This window comes from Mycobacterium kyogaense (assembly GCF_036946525.1).
GTDB lineage: Bacteria > Actinomycetota > Actinomycetes > Mycobacteriales > Mycobacteriaceae > Mycobacterium > Mycobacterium kyogaense_A.
Genome location: NZ_JAQIIY010000007.1, coordinates 100,097 through 124,385, shown reverse-complemented (window position 1 = coordinate 124,385; position 24,289 = coordinate 100,097). Strand labels below are relative to the sequence as shown.

Sequence of the window (24,289 nt, the reverse complement as noted above, 5' to 3'; positions counted from 1 at the left end):
CCGGAAGCCATGACCGTGTTTCGTCCGCGCGAGGGTGGGCACGATGCGGACCGGGACGGAGGTCGGATGGGTACGGAACTCGGAACGGACGTCTGCCCGAAACACATGCAGTACGGCCCGTGCGGGGGTGTTCGCCCCGACGGTGAGTGCGAGATGCGTGCCGGCCCCTGCGCGTTCCCTGACGTCGTGCCGTGGGACGACGTGGTTGCGCCGCGCCGTGCGGCGACGGCGCCACTGGTACTCACCGACTTCAGCGCTACGCCGTTCGACCCGGACGATCTGGCGGCGACGGCGGCGGTACTGGCGGGAGCCTGCGACGCGGTTCTCGTCGGGGAGCATCAGAACCGTCCGGATTTCCCGCCGACGGTGATGGCCGCGCTTCTTCTCGACGCCGGACTGTCGCCGTGGATCACGCTGTCGTGCCGAGACCGCAATCGGGTGGTCCTGGAACAGGAGCTACGCGGCCTCTCCTTGCTGGAGGTACAGACAGTGCTCTGCGTGACCGGCGACGGGCGCGCCTATGACGTGCGCCCGGATGTCACCCAGACCTTCGACCTCGACGGCCCGCGCCTCGTCGCGCTGGCTGCATCACTGGGGATGACCGCTGCCGTCCCCGAAACAGTCACGGCACCACCGGTTTCCCGGCGGCCCGCGCGTCTGGTCGCCAAGCAGCAGGCCGGCGCGAGCCTCGCGGTCCTCAACCATGTGCCGACCCCGGCCGTGGTCGCCGAATTCGTGACGGCCGCGCGAGCGGCAGGACTGACGATCCCGGTGCTGGGCGCGGTCGCGGTGGTGACCGACGACGTGTCGGCGGCTGTTCTGCGCGGACTGCCCGGTCTGGAGCTGGACCCGGAAGTCGTCGAGGCGATCCTGACCGCACCGGATCCGGTGCAGGCCGGCATCGATGCCGCGGTCGCCGAGGCGCGCGCACTGCTGGCCATCGACGGGGTTGACGGCGTGAACATCTCGGGTTCGGCCTCTGCCAACGGGACTCGGGCCGGAGCCGAGATCAAGGCCGAGGTCGGTCGGCGCGTACGCGAGGAGGCCGGCCGTGGGCGATGACGCGATGTCGGCGGAATTCGACACCGTGGCCGAGTGGACGGCCGAGGTGGCCACCGATCTCGGTCCGGACTACCACGTGCCCGCCGGGTGTCGCGGCAGCGGCAACCCGGCCGCGCTCGACTGGCTGATCGAGCAGCTCGGGCTGCGCGCGGGGGAGACGCTGCTCGACTGTGGCGCGGGCGTGGGTGGGCCCGCCGCGTACGCCCGGGAGCGACGGCCGGTGCGGCCGGTCCTCGTGGAACCCGAGGCGGGTGCCTGCCGCGCTGCAGTATCGCTGTTCGGCTACCCGACCATGCAGGGAAGCGCGGACGCCCTGCCGTTGGCTGACGAATCCATCGATGCGGCATGGTGTCTCGGCGTGCTGTGCACGATGCGCGCGCACACCGCCGTGCTCGCCGAGTTGCGTCGCGTGGTCCGTGCACCCGGCCGCATCGGGCTGCTGGTGTTCGTCGCACCGGTGCAGTTGAGTGCCGCCGACCGGCCCGAGGGCAATCACTTTCCGACACCTGCCTCCCTGCGGGGCTCACTGACCGCGGCTGGGCTGGCCGTTGATGCTCGGGTGCAGACATCGGATCTTCCTGCGATTCCCGACGATTGGCAGGCGAGGGTCGACAAGGTCGACGACGAACTCGTTCGCCGCCACGGCCGAGATCCAGCGTGGACGACGTCGGAGCGCCAGTCCGCCCAGATGGGCGAGCTACTCGCCGCGGGCCGCGTCACCGGGGAGGTGTTGAGCCTGCGACGTGCCGAGGCTCAGCGCGGCGGGAAGTGAGTGGCGAGCGCGGCGCAGATCTCGACGAACTTGACGCGCGCAGCGTCGGACATGGCAGCGGTGCCGTCGATGATGCCGCCGGGGCGGAGGTTGCCGTCGAAGGGGACCTCCACGACCAGCTGGCCGTGTCCTGAGAACTGTTGAGCCAGAATGCTTCTCGTCCGCTTGCTGGAGTGTCCGTCAGAGTCGTTGAGCACCACGATGGTGCGGTGCAGCAGCTTGGTCATCCCTTGGGCGGCCAACCAGTCCAGCGTCTGACCCGCCGCGGCGGCACCGTCGACCCACGGGGAGGACACCACCACCAGCGCATCCAGGTCGCGCAGCGCCTCCTGGGTCACCGGGGCGTCCATTGTCGAACTGCAGTCGACGACGGCGATCGTGAAGTACCGATCGAGCCTCGCCACCGCCTCGCGATAGAGGGGTGGGTCGAGCACGCGGCGCCGGGCCGGGCTCGCCTCGCCGGCGAGCACGAACAACCCCGCAGCGTTGCTGCCGACGCGATTGCGGACGTCGGCGAAGGTCTCGAGGTGCCGATCGGTGGCCAGCTCCCAGAACGACCCCTGTACGCGTGGATCGATCCGGCTGCCCAGCTTGCCGAACGCGGTGTCGGCATCCACGGCGACCACCCGGTCGTCCTGGCGGAGTTCGGCGAACACCGAGCCGATGCAGGCCGAGACGGTGGTCTTCCCGACGCCGCCCTTGCCGAGCACGCCGACCTTGAAGTGGCCGCGCATCGGCGCTCGGATGGCCGCCTCGAGGGCCGCGATCCGCCGCTCCGCCGGGGACGGTCCGACGTTGATGGTGCCGAAGCTGATCGTGTAGAGCATCCGCCGCCACCCTCGCGCCGGCACGCTCTTGCGCGTCGGCACCAGGTCTGCCGGCCGGATGCGCTCGGCGTAGGAACTCGGCTGCGCGTGCAGCACCGTGGTGGCGGGGTCGGGAGCACCGGCGGGCCACGGCGCTGGAGGTGGGCCCTGCGGCGGTCGCACGGGTATGTGGGGACGCGGCACCGGTCCGGTCGAGCCGTCCATCGGAGGTGGCGACCCGAACACGGGCGGCTGCGGCGTGGGCGGCGTGTCGTCAGTCCGGCCGGGTTCTCTGCGCGCGATGTCATCGCGGTCGGTCACAGCGTGCCTCCTCCTCGATGCGGTCCGCGGCAGGTTCTCAGGGTACGGGTCTGCTGGACGAGCAAAGAAGTCTGTGAGCGCCGACCGTTGCTGATGCCGAGACGACCGGTGACCGGGTGCGGTTGTGCAGCCCGCGGTGCGCGGATGTCCGCACTGCCGTGCCGCAGCGGCTGTTGTGGCAGGTCGACACGTTGCAGCCGGGTCGTGGCAGTGCGGTCGGCAGTGGAAATTAGTGTCCGGAGAGGGGGTTGGGCGCTGGTAGGCTGCCCGTGGGAAGGGGTGGTCGAGCATGGATGTGGTCGATGCTGCCGGTTCATTCGGCAAAGTCGCCGATGGCACCTGGGGTGCCGTCGGTACCTCCGACATCCTCGGTGCCGGCCAGCGCCTGATCGCCGAGATGCGGTCGACGACGGGACAGGGCCGGCCCGATTCCGGGGAGACCTTCGCGCTGGGCGCGACCAGCTTCCTCGGCGCCGTCCAGACATTGGAGCAGGCCTACCCCGGCAGCGGATGGGAGGGCTCAGGGGCCCAGTCCTACACCGGGGCCACCCGCCGCGTGGCAGGAGCCGCCGAAGCGCTGGCCGTCCTCGACAGGAACGTTCACACCGTCATCGACCGGGAGGCCACCCAGATCGTCCGCCGCCGAGAGGCGCTCGACGATCACGCCGATCACCTGTCTTCGTTGCGCCGCGTGACGGGGTCGCTCGCAGCCATTCCCGGCGTCGGGCCCGCGATGCAAAGGTCCATCGAGCTGGCCGCCGTCACCGCAGCGGTGAGCGTGTGCGGGACGGAGCTGCACGACCTCGCAGCCGAGACCGCGGACAACGCGAGCAGGTTGCGACGCATCGCCGGCGACTACGAGGCGCTCATCGACCAGGCACCGCCCGATGGGGCTGCACCGCCCGACGAGGACGCGCCCACCGAACCCGCCGCCGAGACAGCGCCCACCGACGAGGCCGCAGCACCGCGCGAGCTCCCCCAGCCCGGCGCATCGGGGTCGGTGCCGATCTCGTCGCCGCCGATGTGTCCGGCCCCCGCTCCGGCCAGTGCCGCCGCCGAGCAGTCGCCGATGCAGGGAGACCTGATGTCGGGACTGACGTCGGCGTTCGGCGCGGTCGGCGGGATGATCGGTGCCGCCGTGGCACCGCTGGCCGCGGTGTTGAGCGGAGTGGTCAGTGCCGCGGGGCAGCTCCCGTCGCTGGCCTCCCAGTCGTCCACGCCTCAGACACCTCAGGTGGACCTGACGAAAGATCCGAAAGACACAGATACCCCGGAAGCCGACAGCGCCGGCAAATCAGACGATCGTCCCGCCGCGGCCGACGACGACCTCGCCGATGCCGAGGGTGCGGCGCCGCCTGAGACACCGGCTCCGCCGGAACGGGCGCCGAGTCCGCCGCCGTCGCCTCTGGCGCCGGCAGCCACCCGCCCACCGCAGTGACTACAGCAGGAGACGAACCGGTCATGTCCCACGTCGAACTCGGAGTGACCCCGGCGCACCTGCGCGAACTCGCGGCCGTGCAGCATCGGGTCGCCGCAGAGGTGGTCTACGCCGGCGCTCGGGTGGTCGACGCCGGCGCCCAGGTGCTGGCGTCCCACGGCTCGATCGCGTCGGGCACCGCGGGGGCGTTGCAGAGCGTGCAGCACGCCCGCGCTCTCGCCGCGGCGGCCGTCGCCGCGCGGTCAGGATCGCTGGGTGAACACCTGGTCGGTGCGGCGCACCGCTACGAGGCCACTGACGATGCATCGGCTCGACGGCTGAAGTGATGGCGAGCCCACTCTTCGGCGATGCCGAACCCACCCACTTCGACGACGTGGTCGGCGTCGAAGTAACCATCGACGGCATGCTCGTCATCGCGGATCTACTGCACCTGGTGGACTTCCCGCTGGCGCTCGGCATCCGCCCCAACATCCCCTACGAGGACCAGCGCCGCATCGTCGCCGAGCAGGTCACCCGGGATCTGACCGCGCAGGGAATCCTCACCGCCTTCGGCGATCCGCATCCCGAGGTGGCGGCCATGGTCGACGCCCTGAGCAGGCCCGACCGCACGCTCGACTGTCGGTGGTGGCGCCGCGACATCGGCGGAAAGATGGTCCGGTTCGTCGTGTGCCGCAAGGGCGACCGCCACGTCGTCGCCGCCCGCGACGAGGAGATGCTGGTGCTCCAGCGGGTCGCTCCGCAGATCGGCCTGGCCGGCATGGTGAACGTCGTGCTCGGGAACGTCGAACCGGCCGCCGTCGAACCGCTCACCGGCATCGCGAAGCGGCTCGCCGAGGTACGTACGGCGGATCAGCTGGCGAACTACGGCCAACCCCCGCTCTCAGCGAAGATCTACGCCGAGGCCATCGCCCATCCGTCGAGCTGGGTCGAGATCACCGCCAACGAACGGCACCCGGGCGGAACGTACTCTCAAGCCGGAGTCGGAGCGGGGGTTCTCGACTCGTCGCACGGCCGCATCGTGTCGATCCCGCGCCGCGTCAACGGTGAGCTGTACGGGAGCTTCCTGCCGGGCAGCCCAGAGAACCTGCAGCGCGCGCTCGACGGGCTGATGGAGTTCCTGCCGTCGGCGGCATGGTTCGAACGTAACGACTCCGCAGGCGCGCAGGCCGCGGACTGAGAAAGGCAACCGTAGGTGACACACACCCCGCACGGTCCCTCCGAGGGTGAGGACCAGGATGACTTGGCGGCGCTGGACTTCAGCGCCGCCGACTCCGATGCGGGTGAGACGGATCTGTCCGCGTTGCTGGCCGACTATCCGGCCGAGGAACCCGGCGCCGACGACAGTGTCGGCTTCGGCATCGCCGCTGAGACGGACGCCGACGTGGACGGCGTGCCGTCCATGCCGCTGTTCACGGTCACCAACCCGCCGGGAACCGTCACGGTGACCACCTACATGGACGGACGTGTGCACCGGGTGGACCTCTCGCCCGGCGCTGCGACGCTGGCCGAGTCCGTGCTGGGCGAGGAGATCGTCGTCATCGCCGAGCTGGCCACCCAGGACGCCCGGTCTGCGCAGTACTCGATCATGCTCGAGGAGATGCGCGAGCAAGGCCACGACAACGCCACCACTCGGGACTTCCTGACCCGCGACCTTGACCTACCCACCCCAGAACAGGCGCAGGCCGCACGGGCCGAGCTGTTCACGACCCGGTATGCGAGCGAGCATGACTGACCATCTGGCAAGCGTTTTCGGCACCGCGGTGGGCATGCTGCCCACCTCCCCGGCGCGGTCGCTGGAGATGTTCACCGAGATCACCGACTACGACGAGACCGCCTGCGACGCATGGGTGGGCCGTATCCGCTGCGGCGATACCGACCGGGTGACGATGTTCCGCGCCTGGTACTCACGTACCAATTTTGGTCAGCTCGCCGGTGCCGCCGAGCTGTCGATGAACAGCCTCGGCGCCCGCGTGCCGATCGGCGGCATGTTCGGGCAGATCACCTACCCCGTGAACTCGCCGCTGGCCATCACGATGGGCTTCGCGGTCACCGAGGCCGGAGTGGGCAATTACGCCGACGCGATGGAAGCGCTCGACGACGTGCCATCCGCCGGCGCCGAGCACCTGGTGTCCTGGGTGAAAGCCGTCGTCTACGGCGCAGGGCAGCGGTGGACCGACGTGATCGACGAGGTGCGTAGCGCCGCCAACACCTGGCCGGACAAGTTCCTCGCCGCTGCCGCCGGAGTTGCCCACGGAGTGGCCGCAGCCAATCTGGGGTTGTTCACCGAGGCGGAAAGCCGCTTGGTGGAAGCCAATTCGTCACCCGCCGGGGAAGCGTGCAACAGGGCCATCGCCTGGTATCTGGCCATGTCGTACCGCAGTCTGGGCAACGAGGAAGCCGCGGTGCGGCTGCTCGAGTGGCTGCAAGCGTCCTACCCGTCGCCCGATGTGGCTGCCGCACTGCGGGATCCGGCCTATCGACTGCAGACCACGACGGCCGAGAAGATCGCCTCCCGCCGGGACCCCTGGGATCCCGACAGCGTCGAGGCCGACACCTCGGGGCGGGAAGCGCTGCTGGCCGAGGCGCAGGCCGAACTGGACCGTCAAATCGGCCTGACCCGGGTCAAGGAACAGATCGAGCGCTACCGGGCCGCCACCCAGATGGCGAAGGTCCGCGCCGCTCGCGGCATGAAGGTCGCCCAGGCGTCCAAGCACATGATCTTCACCGGGCCGCCCGGCACCGGGAAGACGACGATCGCCCGCGTGGTGGCCAACATCCTTGCCGGGCTCGGGGTCATCGCCGAGCCCAAGCTCGTGGAGACTTCGCGCAAGGACTTCGTGGCGGAGTACGAAGGCCAGTCGGCGGTCAAGACCGCGAGGACCATCGACCGGGCCATGGGCGGTGTGCTGTTCATCGACGAGGCGTACACGCTGGTGCAGGAACGCGACGGCCGGGCCGATCCGTTCGGCACCGAGGCGCTCGACACTCTGCTCGCCCGGATGGAGAACGACCGGGACCGCCTCGTCGTCATCATCGCGGGTTACCGCAACGACATCGACCGGCTGTTGGAAACCAACGACGGCCTGCGGTCGCGCTTCTCGACCCGTATCGAGTTCGACTCCTACTCGCCGGAGGAGATCGTCGACATCGCCAAAGTCATTGCCGAAGCCAATGATTCGACGCTCAGCGAAGCCGCCGCCAAGCAGGTACTCGACGCGGCCCTGCTACTGAGCCAGAGCACCTCCGCCGGAAAACCCGCGCTCGACGTGGCCGGCAACGGCCGCTACGCCCGCCAGCTGGTCGAGGCCGGTGAGCAGAGCCGGGACATGCGACTGGCCCGATCGATGGACTTCGAGAGCCTCGGTGTCGAGGAGCTCAGCGAAATCAGCGGTGACGACATGGCGGCGGCGATCGCGTCGGTGCACGGCCGAATGAACATCAGCGGGTAGACGATGGCAGGCTTCCGACTCACCACCAAAGTCCAGGTCAGCGGCTGGCGATTCCTGCTGCGCCGCGTCGAGCACGCCATCGTGCGCCGCGACACCCGGATGTTCGACGACCCGCTGCAGTTCTACAGCCGCGCGGTCAGTGCCGGCATCATCATCGCCGTCCTGATCTGTCTCGGTGCGGCGCTGCTGGCCTATTTCAAGCCGCTCGGAAAGCGGGGCGGGGACAGCCTTCTCGTCGATCGGACCACCAATCAGCTCTACGTCGTCCTCCCCGACAGCGGCCAACTCCGACCGGTCTACAACCTGACCTCTGCGCGGCTCATCCTCGGCAGCGTCGGCAACCCGTCGGCGGTGAAATCCCAAGAGCTCGACAACATGCCGAAGGGTCAGCCGCTGGGCATTCCCGGCGCGCCGTACGCCACCCCCGTCGCGGCGGCGCCGGAGACGCAGTGGAGCCTGTGCGACACCGTCATCAAGCCCGACAGCGTCGCCCCGACCGTCGACACGTCCGTGCTGATCACCCCGCTCTCCTTGGACGGTTCGGTCGGAGCGATGCGTCCGGAGCAGGGAATGCTGGTGTCGTTCAAGGGGGCCGACTGGCTGGTCACCGCCACCGGGCGGCATGCGATCGACCTGTCCGACCGCGCTGTCACCTCGGCTGTCGGCATTCCCGTCACGGCCAAGTCGACACCCATCTCCGAGGGGCTGTTCAACGCCCTGCCCAACGCCGGGCCGTGGCGGCTGCCCGACATCCCCGCAATCGGCGCACCGAACGCGGTGGGTCTGCCGCCGGAACTGGTGATCGGGTCGGTGTTCACGACCGTCACCGACACTGGTGCATCGTCTGACGAACAGAACTACGTGGTGTTGCCCGACGGCGTCGCCAAGATCAACGCCACCACGGCGGCGGCGTTGCGCGCCACCAACTCCTACGGCATGATCTCGCCGCCGGCGATGGAAGCCAGTGCGGTGTCCCGGATCCCGGAGCGCGTGTACACCTCGCCGCTGCCCGATGTGCCGATGACGATGCTGGGCCGGCAGGACACCCCGACGCTGTGCTGGGCGTGGCAGCGCGAACCGGGCGACCAGTCGCCGAAGACCACCGTGATCGCGGGTCGCCACCTGCCGCTGTCGCCGAGCGCGATGTCCACCGGGATCGACCAGATCAGCGGCGACGCGACGGTGCACATCACCGGCGGGCAGTTCATCCGGCTGCAGTCACCCGATCCGCGCTACGGCGAGAGTCTCTACTACGTCGACCCGCAGGGCGTGCGCTACGGCATCCCCGACGAGAAGACTGCCGGGACACTGGGATTGACCGCTCCCACGACAGCGCCGTGGCAGGTGGTCAGCCTGCTCGTGGACGGACCCGTGCTGTCGAAGGAGGCGGCGCTGGTCGAGCACGACACGCTGCCCGCCGACGTGAACCCCCGCAAGATCACCACCGACAACACGGTGCCGGCGAGCAACGGAGGCGGCGGATGACCACACGCAAGTTCACGCCGATCATCAAGCGCGGACCCCGGCTGACGCCTGGCGAGATCAACGTCACCCCGCCCGACGACCTCGGCATCGACATCCCGCCCTCTGGCATGCAGAAGGCGCTGCCGTGGGTTCTCGGCGGCTGCATGCTCGGCATGATCGCGATCATGATCTTCAGTGGGGTGCGCCAACTTTCGCCCTACATGCTGATGATGCCGCTGATGATGGTGATGGGCGCGGTGGGCCTGGTCGCGGGCGGCGGTAGCGGCGGCAAGAAGGTGCCTGAGATCAACGCCGACCGCAAGGAGTACCTGCGGTACCTCGCCGGACTGCGAACCCGGGTGACGTCATCGGCGGCGGCGCAGGTCACGTTCTTCAACTACCACGCGCCGCACCCCGACGACCTGCTCTCCATCATCGGCACGCACCGGCAGTGGTCACGCGCCTCCAACGCCGACTTCTACGCGGCCACCCGGATCGGCCTCGGCTCGGAGCCGGCCGTCGACCGGCTGCTCAAACCGGCCGTCGGCGGCGAGCTCGCCGGGCCGACCGGTGCACCACAAGCACACCTGGAACCCGTCAGCCACATGTGGGTGACCAAGTTCCTGCGCACCCACGGGCTGATCCACGACTGCCCGAAACTGGTGCAGCTCAAGACGTTCCCGACGATCGCCGTGGGCGGTGACCCGGACGGGTCCACCCGCCTGCTCGCGGCGATGATCTGCCATCTGGCGGTGTTCCACCCGCCCGACATGCTGCAGATGCGCGTCCTCACGGACAACCCGGAGGACCCGGCGTGGGCGTGGTTGAAGTGGCTACCGCACGTGCAGCACCAGTCGGACACCGACGCCGCGGGAACCACCCGGATGGTGTTCACCCGCCCCGACGGTCTCAGCGATCTCGCCGCTCGCGGACCGCACACCGCCGACGCGACTCCGAACGGCCCCTATGTCGTGGTCATCGACCTGACCGGCGGCCGCGCCGGCTTCCCCGCCGACGGACGGGCCGGGGTGACGGTGCTGACGCTGGGCAATCATCGGTCGAGCTACCGCATCCGCATCAGTGCCGACGGCACGGCTGACGACAGCCTGCCGAACGCGCCGTTCCGGTTGGTGGCCAGCGAGGTCGACGGGCTCTCGCCCGGCGCGGCCGAGCGAATCGCGCGCAAGCTGGCCGGCTGGTCGATCACCGGAACGATCATCGACAAGAGCACGCGCGTGCAGAAGAAGGTCGCCACCGAGTGGCATGAGATCGTCGGCGCGCAGACGGTGGAGGAAGTCACCCCCGCCCGCTGGCGGATGTTCACCGACACCGACCGGGACCGGCTGCGCATCCCGTTCGGTCATGAACTCAAGACCGGCGAGGTCATGCACCTCGACATCAAGGAGGGCGCCGAGTTCGGCGCAGGTCCGCACGGGATGCTGATCGGCACAACAGGTTCGGGCAAGTCGGAGTTCCTGCGCACGCTGATCCTGTCGCTGGCGGCCACCCACCACCCTGATCAGATCAACCTGCTGCTGACCGACTTCAAGGGCGGCTCGACCTTCCTCGGCATGGAGAAGCTGCCACACACCGCGGCCGTGGTCACCAACATGGAAGAGGAAGCCGAGCTGGTCAGCCGCATGGGTGAGGTGCTCACCGGTGAGCTGGACCGGCGCCAGTCGATCCTGCGCCAGGCCGGCGTACAAGTGGGGGCGGCGGGCGCACTGTCCGGTGTCGCCGAATACGAGAAGCACCGAGAGCGCGGCGCCGACCTGCCACCGCTACCGACGCTGTTCGTGGTCGTCGACGAGTTCGCCGAGCTGCTCCAGAACCACCCGGACTTCCTTCAGCTCTTCGACCGCATCTGCCGCGTGGGCCGATCACTGCGGGTGCACCTGCTGCTGGCCACCCAGTCACTGAACACCGGCGGCACCCGCATCGACAAGCTGGAACCGAACTTGACCTACCGAATCGCGTTGCGCACCACCAGCTCGTCCGAATCCAAGGCCGTGATCGGCACACCTGAGGCGCAGTACATCTCCAACAAGGAGAGCGGTGTCGGCTTCCTGCGCGTCGGAATGGAGGACCCGGTGAAGTTCCAGAGCGTCTACACCGGCACCCCCTACGTGCCGACGGTCGTCGGGGCGGGTGACGCCGACGCCGGTCCGCGCACCCAGGCCGACCGCAGCCTGCGGATCCACCGGTTCACCGCGGCGCCGATCATGGATGCGACGGTGAGCTCATGACCTCGAGCGAATCGAAGGTGCTGCGCGAGGTCGTCCTCGAACAGCTCACCACCGGAGAGAACCACGCCTACCGGATGTGGTTGCCGCCGTTGGCCGATCCGACGCCGGTCAACGAACTCGTCGCGCGCGACTACGCGCGGCGGCCCCTGCGCATCGGTGTCGGCGTGATGGACGAGCCGCGCCGGCACCGCCAGGAGGTGTGGGGCATCGACATCGCCACCGCAGCCGGCAACGTCGCGATCGGCGGTGCCCCGCAGACCGGCAAGTCGACCTTCCTGCAGACCTTCATCCTCTCGGCTGCGGCGTCGCACACACCCCGGCAGATCCAGTTCTACTGCGTCGACATGGGTGGCGGCGGCCTCATGTACGTCGAAGATCTGCCGCACGTCGGCGGTGTCGCGACCCGCGCGGAACCAGATCGGGTCAACCGTGTCGTCGCGGAGGTCAAAGCCGTTCTGCGGCAACGTGAGCAGACGTTCAAGCAGTACCGGGTCGGATCGATGGCCGATTACCGGCAGATGCGTGAGGACCCGGACAATCCTGCCTCAGCCGACCCGTTCGGCGACGTCTTCCTCGTCGTCGACGGCTGGCCGGCGTTCGCCGCGGAGTTCACCGACCTGGAGCCGGTGGTGCAGGACATCGCGGGGCAGGGGCTGGCCTACGGCGTGCACACGATGATCTCGACGCCGCGCTGGACCGAATTGCGGGCCCGTGTGCGCGACTACCTCGGCACCAAAGTCGAGTTCCGGCTCGGTGACGTCAACGAGACGCAGATCGACCGCATCACTCGCGAGATCCCGGCCAACCGTCCGGGCCGTGCGGTGTCGAGCGAGAAGCACCATCTGATGATCGGGGTGCCGCGACTCGACGGTGTGCACAGCGCCGAGGGCCTGGTGCCGGCGATGGCCGAGGCCGTCCGGGAGATCTCGGCGCGGCACACAGATTCCGCGCCGCGCGTGCGTGTGCTGCCGAGCAGGGTGCACCTTCAGCAGCTGGATCCGCAGCCGCCCGGCCCGGATGCGGACTACCGGACCCGGTGGACGGTTCCGGTCGGGGTGCGCGAGTCCGACCTCACGGTGGCGCACAACCACATGCACAACACCCCGCATCAGCTGATCTTCGGCGCTCCCAAGTCGGGCAAGACCACGATCGCCACGGCGATCGCGCAGGCGATCTGTGCCCGCAACAGCCCCCAGCAGGTGCGCTTCATGATCGCCGACTACCGCTCGGCGCTGCTCGAGGCGGTGCCGGAGAGTCATTTGCTGCCGGCAGGCGGGATCAACCGCAATCACGACAGCCTGGTGGAGTCGGTGAAGGCGCTGGCGGCCAATCTGACCAAGCGATTGCCGCCCGCTGATGTGACGCCCGCCCAGCTGCGCCAGCGGTCCTGGTGGTCCGGTCCTGACGTGGTGTTGCTCGTCGACGACTGGCACATGATCGTCGCTGCCGGCGGGATGATGTCGCCGATGGTCCCGCTGGCGCCGCTGCTGCCTGCCGCCGCGGACATCGGACTGCACATCGTCGTGACATGCCAGATGAGTCAGGCGCACCGGGCCACGATGGACAAGTTCGTCGGCACCGCGTACGGCGCCGGAACCCCGACGATGTTCCTCTCGGGCGAAAAGCAGGACTTCCCGTCCCGCGAGATCGTGGTCAAGAAGAGGCCGCCTGGCCAGGCATTTTTCGTTACGCCGGATGCCAAGGAGGTCATCCAGGCCGCATACGTCGATCCCCCCGCAGAAGAAGTGTTCGGAGCACCCCGCGAGGGCGGTTAACATGATTACTGCGGCCATCCAGCAAACGCAGACCACGCGGGAGCTCTGGCCAGGTCGGGGGTTCGTCTCCACGCGGAGCGGGCTATTCCCTGGACAACAGTAAAAAAACCCGTGTAGATGCGAGCAGGAGCGAGGAGCTAGCAAATGCAACCACTGAATCACGATCCGGGCGCTATCGGAGTCGGCGGCCAGGTCACCGCCAGCGGTGCACGCGGTCTGGCGACCGGAACCGCGGCCACCACCGAGGTCTCGGCCCTGGCTCCCGCCGGAGTTGACGAGGTGTCGGTGCACGCCATGGCGGCCTTCATGGCCGAGGGTGTGCAGACGCTCGGCATCAACGCCCTTGCACAGGAAGAGATCGCCCGCGCCGGCGCCACGGTCATCGAGCTGGCCGGGGTCTACGACGCGGTCGACGTCGCAAATGGCGCGACCCTGATCTGACCTGCGAACCGCGACGACTGGTTGAGCAATGGCTGCGCCACCGATTCTCCTTCCCCCTGATTGGGTCGTGTTCCCCCCTGAGGTGAACACGTCTCGTCTGCAGGCCGGGGCTGGCCCCGCGCCGATGCTGCAGGCGGCCGCGGGGTGGGAAGCGTTGGCGATCTCTCTGGAGACGCAGGCCGACGAGTTGGCCTCCAGCCTTGCTTCGCTGGCGCAGAACTGGCAGGGCACCGGTGCCGACCGTGCGATCAGCGCGGCGATGCCGATGGTCATCTGGTTGCGAATGCTGGCGCTGCAGGCCCAGAAGCGGGCCCTGCAGGCGTCGGCGCAAGCCAGCTCGTACACAACCGCATTCGCCGCGACCCCACAGCTCACCGAAATCGAGTTGAACCACATCACGCACGGCGTGCTGGAGGGGACCAACTTCCTCGGGGTGAACACCGTGCCGATCGGAATGAACGAAGCCGATTACGTGCGGATGTGGGATCTGGCGGCCGCGGTGATGAGCGCCTACCAGGCCGAAACGCTTACCAACGCGACATTCGAGCCGATCGCACCGCCCAAGCCGATCGTGGTTCCCGGCGGCGCCGAAGCGGCGCTGGCGACGGGCCTGACCGGTGCGGCGCCGGGGATGGCGAGCGCGGTGGCGCGCGACGCGACGATCGCCAAAGTCAGCGCAAGCGGCAAGATCGACGAGGCGGGCCAGAAGGCCGGACACTTCGAGGGCGCGGCCAATCAAGCTGCGCAGCAGGCGAAGTCGCCGGCCGAGCAGAGCCAGATGATGCAGCAGGGCCCGCAGATGGCGATGCAGATGGCGTCGCAGGTGGGTTCGACGTTGGCGCAGGCTCCGCAGCAGCTGATGCAGGGCGTGACTCAACCTTTCCAACAGCTCACGCAGCCGCTGCAGCAGATGTCATCGCTGTTCGGGCAGATGGGTATGGGCGGGGACAAGGGCGCTCAGGTCGGAATGCTGGGTGCCACACCGTTTTCCAACCACCCCGCGATCGGCGGCAACGGTCCGGCGGCGGGTGCGGGCCTGGTTCGCGCCGCCTCACTGCCCGGTGCGGGCGGGACCTCCGCGCGAACACCGCTGATGTCGAACCTGGTGGGCAAGGAACTCCAGCCCAACCTGTCGGCGGTGGCCGTCGGCGCGGCAGCGGGAGGCGCCGCAGCGGGGCTGGCTCCGGTCGGGCAGGGCAGCGGTGCCGGTGGCGGCCCGATGGGAATGGCGGGCCACCGCGGCCAGGGAGGCGGGGGAGGCCACCGGTCTTCGCTGGCCGCGCCTGCGCTGCTGGACTACGACCTCGACGAGGACGACACGGACGACTGGTAGGTCGTCCACCACTACAGACTTGCCGGCCATCGGGGTCGGGGAGCCCGCCGCAGCGGCGGGAACACAGTAAACCGGCAACGGTAAGAGAGGGAAGGTAGGGACATGGCACTTGAGGCAGATGTTGCTGCATTAAGTGCGGGAGCGGCTACGTTCGACCGGATCTCCGGCGAACTCACGCAGGTCCGTGCACACGTCGAGCAGGTCGCCGCATCCGCGAAGGCGAACATGGACAGCCCGCAGGCGGGTGTCGCTCTGCAGGCAGCGTTGACGCGCTACCAGGAGGCCGCCGACCAGCAGACTCGGTTGCTCTCCGACATCTCGCACAACATTCAGCAGAGCGGTGTGCAGTACGACACTACCGACATGGACAACTCGTCCAGCCTGACTCAGGCGATGAACAGCGCTCTGAATACCTGACCAACCGACAACGGACTTTGTAGGAGATCATCATGAGCGGACCTATTACTTACAACTTCGCCGGCATCGAGAATGATGCTGCAGACGTCCATGGCGCGGTCGGCCGCGTCAACGGGCTGCTGTCTGAGGGCCAAAGCGCGCTGAACTCGCTGCAGGCCGCGTGGGTCGGCACCGGTTCGGATTCGTACCAGGCCGTCCAGCAGCGCTGGAACCAGAATTCCGAGGAGCTCAACCAGGCTCTGCAGAACCTCGGTCACGCCGTGGCCAATGCCGGCCATGACATGGGTTCCACAGAAAAGGGTGTCGAAAGCACGTTTCACATCTGAACGAGGATGCCGGTGGGCGTCCGTCGCGCGTTTCGACCGCACGGACGCCCACCGCATACTCTCCAATCCCCCGAGAGCCACTCCCCAACCTTTGAGAGGCACATATGTCCGCCGACTATGACCGGCTTTTCGGATCCCCGGATGCTGTCCGGACGGTCGAGGACGAGCCGGATCGCGACACCCCGCCTGCGGGCCGGGATTCGGTGACCCCGCCGGCGATGCCTGCCGCCACCCCGCGGACGCAGGCTGCACCGCCACCGCGGCAGGCCGAAGTCACCAGCCAGATGCCACCGCTGCCGGTGACGGCACCCCAGCAGCTCCCGAACAACGGCATGATGCGCGCCCCGCAGGCTCCGGCCGGCGCTCGCCATGAGCAGCCGCGGCACGCCTCCGTGCCCGCGTCCCGCCCGGCGCCCGCGCCGGCACCTTCACAGCACTTCGTCGACGCCGAGGTCGACCGCCGGCCCGTCGTGCAACCGGCACCGACGTCGGCCGCATCGATGGGTAACCATCGCGCGATCGACGCGCTCTCCCACGTCGGCGTCCGGTCCGCGGTCAAGATGCCGTCGCAGCGCGGCTGGCGGCACTGGGTCTACCTGCTGACTCGCATCAACCTCGGCCTGTCACCAGACGAGCTGTACGAGATGGATCTGCACAACCGCATCCGGCGCAACGCCCGCGACTCGTACCAGATCGGTATCTTCGGACTCAAGGGCGGCGTCGGCAAGACCGCGGTCACGGTGGCGCTGGGTTCGTCCCTGAGCTCCATTCGCGGCGACCGCATCCTGGCGATCGACGCCGACCCCGACGGCGGCAACCTTGCCGACCGGGCCGGTCGCCAGTCGGCAGCCACGATCGCGGACCTGTTGAGCGACAAGGAACTTCACCGCTACAACGACATCCGCGCGTACACGAGCATGAACGGCGCGAACCTCGAGGTGCTGTCGTCCGAGGAGTACAGCGCCGCGCGTCGGGAGTTCAACGACGACGACTGGCGCGCCGCCACCGAAGTGGTGTCGCGGTACTACAACCTGGTCCTCGCTGACTGCGGCGCGGGACTCTTCCAACCTGGTTCGCGTGGTGTGCTCTCGACGGTGTCGGGTCTGGTCATCGTGGCGAGCGCGTCGATCGATGGTGCGCGTCAAGCCGCGATCACGATGGACTGGTTGCGCCAGAACGGTTATCAGGATCTGCTCGGTCGCTCCTGCGTGGTGATCAACCATGTCGTGCCCGGCAAGCCGAACATCGACGTCGACGATCTGGTGCAGCAGTTCGAGCGGCACGTGGCGCCCGGTCGGGTCGTCGTGCTGCCGTGGGACAAGCACATCGCGGCAGGCACCGAGATCCAGCTCGATCTGCTGGGCAAGGACTTCCGCCGCCGCGTGGTCGAACTGGCGGCAGCGCTGTCCGACGACTTCGACAGGCTCGAGCGGCGTTGACCGCGACGGCCGCACCCCCGTCGTCGTCGAGCGTCTCCCCAGGGCGCCCGGCGACGACGCGCGTCACGATCCTGACGGGTCGCCGCATGACCGATCTGGTGCTGCCGTCGGCGGCGCCGATCGAGAGTTACGTCGACGAGACGGTGAACGTGCTCGCCGACATCCTGGAGGACACCCCGCCAGAACTGTTGGCGGGCTTTGACTTCAAGGCCCAAGGTATATGGTCGTTCGCACGTCCGGGCGCTCCGCCGATCAAGCTGACTGAGTCGCTCGACGATGCCGGGGTGGTCGACGGTTCGCTGCTGACGGTCGTGTCGGTCAGCCGCACCGAACGCTATCGGCCGCTCGTCGAGGACGTCATCGACGCGATCGCTGTGCTCGACGAGACGCCGGAATTCAACCGGACTGCCCTGTACCGGTTCGTCGGGCTCATGCTGCCGCTCGTGGCGCTCATGATCACTGCGGTCTCGATTCTGTCGTGGACGTCGACGGGTCGTGATTGGTGGTGGCCCGCCTCGCTGGGCGTGCTCGGCGTGGCGCTGATGGGTGCAAGCTGGCTCGCCCAAACCCGTTACGGCAACCTGGATATGGCGGAAAGCCTGCTGGTGTCCTCGCTGCTGACACTCGGCGGTGGAGTGGCGCTGGCGGTTCCGTTGCCTCGCGGGGTCGAGTCATTGGGCTCGCCCCAGATTGCGGGTGCCGGCGCCCTCCTGTTGCTGATGGTGCTCGCCACCCGTGGCGGTCCGCGACGACGGGCGGAGATCGCCGCGTTCCTGGCGGTGGTGGCGACGGCGGTGACGTTCGCCGCCGTCGCGTTCGGCTACGGTTGGCAGGACTGGGTGCCCGCCGGCGCTATCGCGTTTGGCCTGTTCGTCGTCACCAATGCCGCCAAATTGACGGTGGCCGTGGCACGGATCGCGCTACCGCCGATCCCGGCGCCCGGCGAGACGGTGGCCAATGACGAGTTGTTGGACCCGGTGACCACCGATGACACGTCCGAAGAATCGGATACCTGGCAGGCGATCATCGCGTCGGTGCCCGACTCCGCGGCGCGGCTCACCGAGCGCAGCAGGCTGGCCAAGCGGCTGCTGATCGGCTTCCTGACTGCAGGAGCGCTGATTCTTGCCGTCGGCTCGATTGCCGTCGTGGTGCAGGGCCACTTCTTCCTGCACAGCCTCATCGTGGCTCTCTTGGTCACCGTGTTGTGTGGGTTCCGTTCCCGGCTGTACGCCGATCGGTGGTGCGCCTGGGCGCTGATGGCCGCGGCGGTGGTGATCCCGACGGGTGTGGCTGTGCGCCTGTGCCTCTGGTACCCCGAGCGGGCCTGGCTGGTGCTCGCGATCTACACCGCGGTCGCCGTAATCGCGGTGATCACGATCGGCGCGACGGACGGCGTGCGGCGCGTCTCGCCGGTGACCAAGCGCATCCTCGAGCTTGTCGACGGCGCGACGATCGCTGCGGTGATCCCGATGCTGCTGTGGATTGCCGGCGTGTACGACCTGCTCCGAAATCTGCGGTTCTAGGAGGTTCTGGTGACCAATCCCGCTCCGCTGACGGTCGATCCGGAGGCGCTGGCCGCGGCCGGTAAGGCATTGTCATCGGCAGCCGGTGACTTGCCGCTGGCACCGGACCCGTTCATGCCGACGGGGACCGACCCGCTGTCCGCGACGATCATCGGGCAGATCCCTGCTGTCGAGGGGCCCATCTACGATCAGCTGCCGGCGGTGAAAGCCCAAGCGACGCAGACCGCAAGCAGCGTCGTCAACGCGGCCAACGCCTATACCGCGACCGATCAGAGGCTCGGCGGTGCGATCAATGCCGAGATGCAGGATGTTGCCGGGGTAGGTGGCGGTGCGGCGGGTGCGGGTGCGGGTTCTGCAGCAGGCGCGGCGGGTTCGGCGGGCTCGGCCGGTGGTGGGATGAGCCAGATGATGAGCATGCCGATGCAGATGGCGTCGCAGATGGCTCAGATGCCGATGCAGGTGATGAGCGCCGTACAGCAGGCGCCGCAAGGTGTGATGCAGGGCGTCCAGCAGGTGGGGCAGCAGGTGCAGCAGATGGTGGGCCAGTTCGGCGGCGCCGGAGGACAATCCGGCGGTGAGTCGGGCAGCGATTCGAGTCTGGATGTGCCGCAGGCCGAGCATGCGCAGGAAACGACGGACGGCGCAGCTGGCGGCGATCCGGGCGCCGAGCGCGCACCGGAGACCGAGCCGAAAGACAAGGCCGAGGAAGACGCTCCCGGGCGGCACCGTGCGGCGGATGATGATCGGATCAACCTGTGACCAGCTCGCTACAGGTCAATCCGGGCGAATTGCGCTCTGCGGGGTCCGCTTTCACAGGAGTTGCCGACAAGCTCGCGGCGCTCGATCCGGGCACGCCGTTGGCCGACGCTGCGGCGGCGGTACCTGGCTTGAAGACGGCGGGTGCATGCCTGACGGCGAAAGAGTCGGTGGCGCAGCAGGTGATCGCGATCGCGAGCGCAGCGCGGACCTTCGGTGAGAATCTGACGTCGGCCGCTGGTAAGTACGAAGGGACCGATCAGGCATCGGGCAACAAGATCGCCGGGGTTCCGATGCCGACACCCGGCGGCTGATCAGACGGCCGCGGTGGCGTTGACTGCGTCGCCGATCATCACGGCGAGGTGTTGCCAGTACACCCAGTCCGCAATCGCGTGCCGCTGAGTCTCTGCGTCCGTGGCCGTGTGCGCCCGGTGCAGCGCATGGACCTGCGCGTGCTCGGCGTAGGTGACGAAGGCCTGCAGGTGAGCCACGCCGCGCTGTGGGCTGGTGCTCATCAAGGGCTTGGCGACCTCGAACCACAGCTTGGCGGTCTCATCGGCCGGAGGCTCCTGATCGGCCGGCGCGGGTGGGAGGAGTTCGTTGAGCCCGTTGTCGCTGACGGCATTGAGCTGCTGTGCTGCGGCGGGTGCGATCACGTCTAACCGGCTGCGGCCCTGCATCTTTCCGCTGTCGGGCATGTCGTCAGCGGTGAGGATGACTTTGGCGACGCCGGGGTCGAAGGTCGCGAATTGTTCTTCGGTTGCGACCACGGCGCGCAGCTTCTGGTCGTGGTGTTGCGCCCAGCGTTGGATGGCCAGGATGGGGTAGGTCGTCCAGGTGGCACGTTCGGACAGTGGGATCGCCTCATCGGCCGACGCCATCTTCACCGTATCGGGCAGGTGGACACCGTCGGGGATGTAGCCGAGGCCGTAGCTGTTGGCGACGACGATGGTGCCATCCATGGTCACGCCGGTGACCCAGAAGAAGCCGAAGTCCATGACGCCGACGTTGAGGGCGGCGGCGATGTGGCGGGCTCGTTGCAGTGGATCATGCCCAGTTGCCTTGCGGCGCAACGCCCCTGCTGTGGTCGCCGCCGCGATGGCGTCACGTTCGGCACGGCTTGCCGACACGGGGACAGGTGCTGGCGCGGCTGCAGCGTTGGCGGCGCTCGCGGCGGACATGGGTGCAACACCCGGGCCTGTGGCGGCCGCGGGGCGCGGTGCCAGGAGGCGGGGGGCCGGGAGGCGCGGGCGTAGTGGGAGGGCCGAGCGGCACTGGTGGGGGCGATGCGGGTCCGCTGCTGGGGGCGGAAGAAACCGGGGCGGCGCCCGCCGAGCCGCCGCCCATCGCGCCGCCGGACGCTCCTCCCGCGGAGCCGCCCGCGGGGGGCGCGGCGGCTGCGGCTTGATTGACTGGGGCTTGGGTCGGAGCGGGAGCTGCGGCTGGCGCGGGGGAGGAGAGCGGCGCGGGTGCCTGGCTCGCCAAGGGCTGCATGGGGGTGGGCTTGGCGGCGTTGGTGGAAGAGTTCGATGCCTGGGCGGCATTCGGGCTACCAGTTCCGGAAGGGTTGGGATTCGAGGCGCCGCCAGCTGCGTTTGGAGATGTGCCTGGTGCAGTGGCGGCACTACTTGGAGACGCGCTGGCCGAGGTTGTCGGTGCTGCGTTAGCAGGAGCTCCAGACGTCGACCCCGACCCAGTGATTCCGGGCGAACCGCCAGCTACAGACGAGGCGGACTGTGAGGCAGCGGACGAGGGCGAAGCCCCGTTGGTATTTGCCAGTACTGGCGGGCCTTGCTCGTCTACCGCAGCGGAAGGTTCAGATGTGACATTCTGACCCCCCTTCCCCGCGAGGTCTCCTTGCCCCAGCCCGTTTGACTGACCGTTGACGGGAGATTTGGGCGACGTCAGATATCCGACGTTGTCGTTTCGAGGGCCTTGCTGGCCCTCAGGCGTGTAGGGCGTTTGCTTCTGATCGTTGAGGTTGCTCGAGGAAGGGGCTGAATAACCGGGTATCGAGCCCGGCGGCGGAACCCACACGTCGAACTTGGGAATGGTGCCGGCCGCCGAGGTGACTAGACCGGAATTGAGCTCATTTTGAGTTCCCAAGTACGTGTTTAGCTCGATCGTCCTGCTATCAGCGGTTCCCGGGCGGTTCTCGATCTCTTCAATCTTCGCTTGAGCCGCGATCAAATTGCGATTGATCGATTGCTTTGTCTGTCCGACGGTCTGCGACACCAAGTTGAAGAAGGCGTGCGCTTTCGCAAGATGCTCTTCCAGTGAGGTCAACTGGTCTATTCGTCGCTGCAGTGCGGCGTTCCCAGCTTCGGCGGCGCCGCCGGTCCATGCACCGCTGCGGAACATCTTTTTTTGTTCATCCTGCCAAGAGACCACGACAGCGTGGACAGAGTCACGAAGCAAAAGATGCGTTGTGGCGCGCTGTGATAGCGCGCTTTCATCAATCTCTGGCCAGCCGGCAGGTGCAGTCATTTCAAAGACATACTTGCCCTGAAACATGTCTATGCCCATGTCAATTTCCTGCCGCTGAACAGGCCATATTTACGAGAACAACGACCTGTGAAGCAGTCTTAGCGAGGTATGCGTCTGCTGGGACGTAGGTGGCGAAAGATTGCACGTATGCTCTGCGGTAGGTCGCTGCCAAGTCCGCGAAGTCAGTGAACACTGCGTTTTTGCTGCGGATCGCAATATCCTGCAAGCTATTAGCATTGTCGGTCATCGGAACGGCAACTTCGGAGTACACCTTTTGTTGATCCGCTGACCACTGGCTCGCAGGGATGTTCGGATCGCTGCGTAGCCATTCGGCGCTGATTGAATCAAAATCAGACGCTGTTGCAGCCCAGTCAACACACGCCGGGGACGGACTTTCAAGAAACCGTTGGGGGTAGGAGGGGTCGCCGATTGGTGCGAAGTCGATTGGGGGGCTTGTGGGCACCATCAGCAACGAGCGCGATGCGGCTGATCCACTCGAAATTGCTGCGCATATTGACACCAAGGAGTTGGAGGCCGCGGTGGAGGCGTTTGCCAAGTAGTTGTCGTCCGGCGCGTAGTTATTGGTCGCGTCTGCGTAATCGCGCCAGAAGGCAATCGCCTGTTCATAGAGTTCACGCATCACACGGTGTGGGGTCTTACTAACTAACGGAACAGTCTGTTCAGCGGCGGCCCGCATCGCTGTTGCCGCATCTTCGTACTGAGCCCTCATATCCGGCGTCCATGCGGACGACGGAATCGATGAGTCGCGGTCCTTCCAGCCTTGGGGAAGACGCTCGACCAATGTGTCACCAATCGGAGTCCAAGCGGCACATGTGGGGTCTTCTGTAATCAAGGAAACCGGTCGTTGGTCGTCAGCACTGGCAACCCCGGAATTGACGAGCGTAGTGCTTGAAGTCGGCGTTGATGCGCTATTCGGTGCAGCGTCACCGTCCCGCGTCACAAACAACGTAGCTACCACTGTGACTACAACGATGACGAGAATCCCGAGCCCTCCCAGCACCCACTTTGTCTTTCCGCCACCTTTTGGCGGCGGGGGTGATGCTGCCCAATATTGTGGCGGACCTTGTGGTGGAGGCGGCCATTGGCCGGACGGCGGCATTGTCATGCAAACCGCTCCGGTTCTCGCCGCAACATCCCAACCTCCCAGTCAACGCGTTTCAGCGACGGCTATCGCCAGGGTGTGACCAATCCAGCTTACGAGACGCTCGAGGTGCCCCCGGACACGGATTTCTCTGGTTCCGCCCCTACTCCCGATCGCCGCTATACGAGTTCGCGTTCTCCAGCAGACCCTCGAGTCGATCCAGCGGGTTGCCATTTCCTGGCCCCAACGTCAGCGGTGGCGCGGTCACTCCGGGGTCGCCGATCGGAATGCCGTCCGGACCCACCTCACCCATGATCCGAATCGGCTGCGGCGCGTTCGGGTCCGCCACACCCGTCCCCAGTTGCGGCTCCCCCGGTGGCTCACCCGGTCCCGGAGCGGGTTCCTGGACCGGCACCTGCTGCGGCAGGCTCGGCAGGTTCTCCCCTGGGAGCGGCGACGGCGCTGGTAACTGCCCCTCACCGCGGCCCGGCTCTCGCTGCGCAATCGGCGGCAGACCCGGTGGCGGCCCAGCCGGTGCGCCCGCCGGCGACCCGGGCGGAGGCGGCGGCTGGTCGGCCACCGGCGGCGCCGTCTTTGGCGGAGGTGGTGGCGGGGCGTTGATAACCGCGATCTTGCGTTCCAGCCTCGCCTTCGCATCCGAGCGCAAAGCCCGACGCTGCTCGTCGGGGTCGGCGTTCCCCTCGAAGCACCCGCCAGGCGCATCGCCGACCACCGCAATCGCGTTCTTGTACAGCGTATTCGCATCGTCCATACGCCCGGAGCTTGCCGCCATATCACCCAAAGTCTCCCGGACGAACTCGAGATTCACGTGGACCGCACACGCACCGTCGCCGTCGATCTGTCCCAGCGCCTCCGCGAACTTGCCTTCGGCGTCTTCCAGGCGTCCCTCCAAAACCAACGCGTCCCCTTCCGCGAACGCCGCCGCGCCGTCGGCGATCACGCCATAGCCGCGCAGTTGGTCAGAACCCGCGCGCAGCGCCTCGACGTCCTGACTTCCGAACGCCGCGTTCGTCGCATCGCCCACCCGGTCGACGTGCACCGCCAGTGCCGCGGTAACCAGCATGAGGACCAGCACTGGCGCCGAAAACACCAGCAACCGCCGTCGCAAGCG

General features: G+C 67.7%; 22 protein-coding genes. 18 read left to right on the top strand and 4 right to left on the bottom strand.

Translation table 11 applies throughout. From position 1 onward, the window contains the following. Nucleotides 1-66: 66 nt before the first annotated feature. Together PGN37_RS04845 and PGN37_RS04840 are read left to right on the top strand one after the other, a co-directional pair. Nucleotides 67-1,062: a methylenetetrahydrofolate reductase gene (locus tag PGN37_RS04845; RefSeq protein WP_335329895.1), complete on the top strand. Its 996-nt coding sequence runs from the start codon at nt 67-69 to the stop codon at nt 1,060-1,062. Between the two features lie 4 nt (nt 1,063-1,066). Further along, nucleotides 1,067-1,834, top strand: a complete 768-nt coding sequence (locus PGN37_RS04840; RefSeq protein WP_335330086.1) for a class I SAM-dependent methyltransferase — start codon at nt 1,067-1,069, stop codon at nt 1,832-1,834. Here the strand turns inward: PGN37_RS04840 and PGN37_RS04835 are convergent. After that, on the bottom strand, nt 1,816-2,961 hold the full coding sequence (locus PGN37_RS04835) for a MinD/ParA family ATP-binding protein (protein WP_335329894.1): 1,146 nt from the start codon (nt 2,959-2,961) through the stop codon (nt 1,816-1,818). The two genes, PGN37_RS04840 and PGN37_RS04835, sit on opposite strands and share 19 nt — an antisense overlap. A gap of 289 nt (nt 2,962-3,250) precedes the next feature. Between PGN37_RS04835 and PGN37_RS04830 the strand changes: the two genes are divergently transcribed. The 16 genes from PGN37_RS04830 (at nt 3,251) to PGN37_RS04755 (ending at nt 19,882) form a co-directional block, all read left to right on the top strand. After that, a complete protein-coding gene (locus PGN37_RS04830) occupies nt 3,251-4,399 on the top strand; it encodes an EspA/EspE family type VII secretion system effector (protein ID WP_335329893.1) in 1,149 nt (382 codons plus the stop codon). 23 nt (nt 4,400-4,422) lie between these two features. After that, nucleotides 4,423-4,725 carry a type VII secretion target gene (locus PGN37_RS04825; RefSeq protein ID WP_335329892.1) on the top strand — a complete coding sequence of 101 codons (303 nt, stop codon included), beginning with the start codon at nt 4,423-4,425 and terminating at the stop codon, nt 4,723-4,725. Then, complete coding sequence (locus PGN37_RS04820; protein ID WP_335329891.1) at nt 4,725-5,576, top strand: ESX secretion-associated protein EspG; 852 nt, start codon at nt 4,725-4,727, stop codon at nt 5,574-5,576. The genes PGN37_RS04825 and PGN37_RS04820 overlap by 1 nt, the downstream gene beginning before the upstream one ends. Nucleotides 5,577-5,591: 15 nt before the next feature. Continuing rightward, nucleotides 5,592-6,131 (top strand): hypothetical protein, encoded by a 540-nt coding sequence (locus PGN37_RS04815; protein WP_335329890.1) that lies wholly within the window; start codon nt 5,592-5,594, stop codon nt 6,129-6,131. Then, entirely contained in the window at nt 6,124-7,848 is a 1,725-nt protein-coding gene (eccA, locus tag PGN37_RS04810) for a type VII secretion AAA-ATPase EccA (protein ID WP_335329889.1), read from the top strand. The genes PGN37_RS04815 and eccA overlap by 8 nt, the downstream gene beginning before the upstream one ends. A 3-nt stretch (nt 7,849-7,851) precedes the next feature. Next, on the top strand, nt 7,852-9,333 hold the full coding sequence (eccB, locus tag PGN37_RS04805; protein ID WP_335329888.1) for a type VII secretion protein EccB: 1,482 nt from the start codon (nt 7,852-7,854) through the stop codon (nt 9,331-9,333). Then, nucleotides 9,330-11,558, top strand: a complete 2,229-nt coding sequence (gene eccCa, locus PGN37_RS04800) for a type VII secretion protein EccCa (protein WP_335329887.1) — start codon at nt 9,330-9,332, stop codon at nt 11,556-11,558. The genes eccB and eccCa overlap by 4 nt, the downstream gene beginning before the upstream one ends. Further along, the gene (eccCb, locus tag PGN37_RS04795; protein ID WP_335329886.1) at nt 11,555-13,333 is read left to right on the top strand and encodes a type VII secretion protein EccCb; all 1,779 of its coding nucleotides are present in this window, start codon (nt 11,555-11,557) and stop codon (nt 13,331-13,333) included. Before eccCa ends, eccCb begins: the two co-directional genes overlap by 4 nt. Before the next feature lie 144 nt (nt 13,334-13,477). Beyond that, entirely contained in the window at nt 13,478-13,774 is a 297-nt protein-coding gene (locus PGN37_RS04790) for a PE family protein (RefSeq protein ID WP_335329885.1), read from the top strand. A 28-nt stretch (nt 13,775-13,802) separates the two neighbouring features. Then, a complete protein-coding gene (locus PGN37_RS04785) occupies nt 13,803-15,107 on the top strand; it encodes a PPE family protein (RefSeq protein WP_335329884.1) in 1,305 nt (434 codons plus the stop codon). Between the two features lie 102 nt (nt 15,108-15,209). After that, nucleotides 15,210-15,524: a WXG100 family type VII secretion target gene (locus PGN37_RS04780; protein WP_335329883.1), complete on the top strand. Its 315-nt coding sequence runs from the start codon at nt 15,210-15,212 to the stop codon at nt 15,522-15,524. A gap of 32 nt (nt 15,525-15,556) precedes the next feature. Next, a complete protein-coding gene (locus tag PGN37_RS04775; RefSeq protein WP_335329882.1) occupies nt 15,557-15,850 on the top strand; it encodes a WXG100 family type VII secretion target in 294 nt (97 codons plus the stop codon). A gap of 104 nt (nt 15,851-15,954) precedes the next feature. Continuing rightward, the gene (locus tag PGN37_RS04770; RefSeq protein ID WP_335329881.1) at nt 15,955-17,289 is read left to right on the top strand and encodes a MinD/ParA family ATP-binding protein; all 1,335 of its coding nucleotides are present in this window, start codon (nt 15,955-15,957) and stop codon (nt 17,287-17,289) included. After that, on the top strand, nt 17,286-18,812 hold the full coding sequence (eccD, locus tag PGN37_RS04765) for a type VII secretion integral membrane protein EccD (RefSeq protein ID WP_335329880.1): 1,527 nt from the start codon (nt 17,286-17,288) through the stop codon (nt 18,810-18,812). The genes PGN37_RS04770 and eccD overlap by 4 nt, the downstream gene beginning before the upstream one ends. Nucleotides 18,813-18,821: 9 nt before the next feature. After that, nucleotides 18,822-19,571, top strand: coding sequence for a hypothetical protein (locus PGN37_RS04760; protein WP_335329879.1), 750 nt, complete (start codon nt 18,822-18,824; stop codon nt 19,569-19,571). After that, nucleotides 19,568-19,882 (top strand): type VII secretion target, encoded by a 315-nt coding sequence (locus PGN37_RS04755; RefSeq protein ID WP_335329878.1) that lies wholly within the window; start codon nt 19,568-19,570, stop codon nt 19,880-19,882. Before PGN37_RS04760 ends, PGN37_RS04755 begins: the two co-directional genes overlap by 4 nt. On the opposite strand, the gene PGN37_RS04750 is transcribed toward PGN37_RS04755, so the two are convergent. The 3 genes from PGN37_RS04750 to PGN37_RS04740 form a co-directional block, all read right to left on the bottom strand. Next, the gene (locus PGN37_RS04750; RefSeq protein WP_335329877.1) at nt 19,883-20,749 is read right to left on the bottom strand and encodes a secretion protein EccK; all 867 of its coding nucleotides are present in this window, start codon (nt 20,747-20,749) and stop codon (nt 19,883-19,885) included. Between the two features lie 1,346 nt (nt 20,750-22,095). Then, nucleotides 22,096-23,076, bottom strand: a complete 981-nt coding sequence (locus PGN37_RS04745; protein ID WP_335329876.1) for a hypothetical protein — start codon at nt 23,074-23,076, stop codon at nt 22,096-22,098. Nucleotides 23,077-23,320: 244 nt separating this feature from the next. Then, nucleotides 23,321-24,241, bottom strand: coding sequence for a hypothetical protein (locus tag PGN37_RS04740; protein WP_335329875.1), 921 nt, complete (start codon nt 24,239-24,241; stop codon nt 23,321-23,323). Nucleotides 24,242-24,289: the final 48 nt, after the last annotated feature.

Coding starts and splice junctions, on each gene's coding strand:
- PGN37_RS04845 (WP_335329895.1), top strand. CDS start 67: ATGGGTACGGAACTCGGAACGGACGTCTGCCCGAAACACATGCAGTAC.
- PGN37_RS04840 (WP_335330086.1), top strand. CDS start 1,067: ATGTCGGCGGAATTCGACACCGTGGCCGAGTGGACGGCCGAGGTGGCC.
- PGN37_RS04830 (WP_335329893.1), top strand. CDS start 3,251: ATGGATGTGGTCGATGCTGCCGGTTCATTCGGCAAAGTCGCCGATGGC.
- PGN37_RS04825 (WP_335329892.1), top strand. CDS start 4,423: ATGTCCCACGTCGAACTCGGAGTGACCCCGGCGCACCTGCGCGAACTC.
- PGN37_RS04820 (WP_335329891.1), top strand. CDS start 4,725: ATGGCGAGCCCACTCTTCGGCGATGCCGAACCCACCCACTTCGACGAC.
- eccA (WP_335329889.1), top strand. CDS start 6,124: ATGACTGACCATCTGGCAAGCGTTTTCGGCACCGCGGTGGGCATGCTG.
- eccB (WP_335329888.1), top strand. CDS start 7,852: ATGGCAGGCTTCCGACTCACCACCAAAGTCCAGGTCAGCGGCTGGCGA.
- eccCa (WP_335329887.1), top strand. CDS start 9,330: ATGACCACACGCAAGTTCACGCCGATCATCAAGCGCGGACCCCGGCTG.
- eccCb (WP_335329886.1), top strand. CDS start 11,555: ATGACCTCGAGCGAATCGAAGGTGCTGCGCGAGGTCGTCCTCGAACAG.
- PGN37_RS04790 (WP_335329885.1), top strand. CDS start 13,478: ATGCAACCACTGAATCACGATCCGGGCGCTATCGGAGTCGGCGGCCAG.
- PGN37_RS04785 (WP_335329884.1), top strand. CDS start 13,803: ATGGCTGCGCCACCGATTCTCCTTCCCCCTGATTGGGTCGTGTTCCCC.
- PGN37_RS04780 (WP_335329883.1), top strand. CDS start 15,210: ATGGCACTTGAGGCAGATGTTGCTGCATTAAGTGCGGGAGCGGCTACG.
- PGN37_RS04775 (WP_335329882.1), top strand. CDS start 15,557: ATGAGCGGACCTATTACTTACAACTTCGCCGGCATCGAGAATGATGCT.
- PGN37_RS04770 (WP_335329881.1), top strand. CDS start 15,955: ATGTCCGCCGACTATGACCGGCTTTTCGGATCCCCGGATGCTGTCCGG.
- PGN37_RS04750 (WP_335329877.1), bottom strand. CDS start 20,749: ATGTCCGCCGCGAGCGCCGCCAACGCTGCAGCCGCGCCAGCACCTGTC.
- PGN37_RS04740 (WP_335329875.1), bottom strand. CDS start 24,241: ATGCTGGTTACCGCGGCACTGGCGGTGCACGTCGACCGGGTGGGCGAT.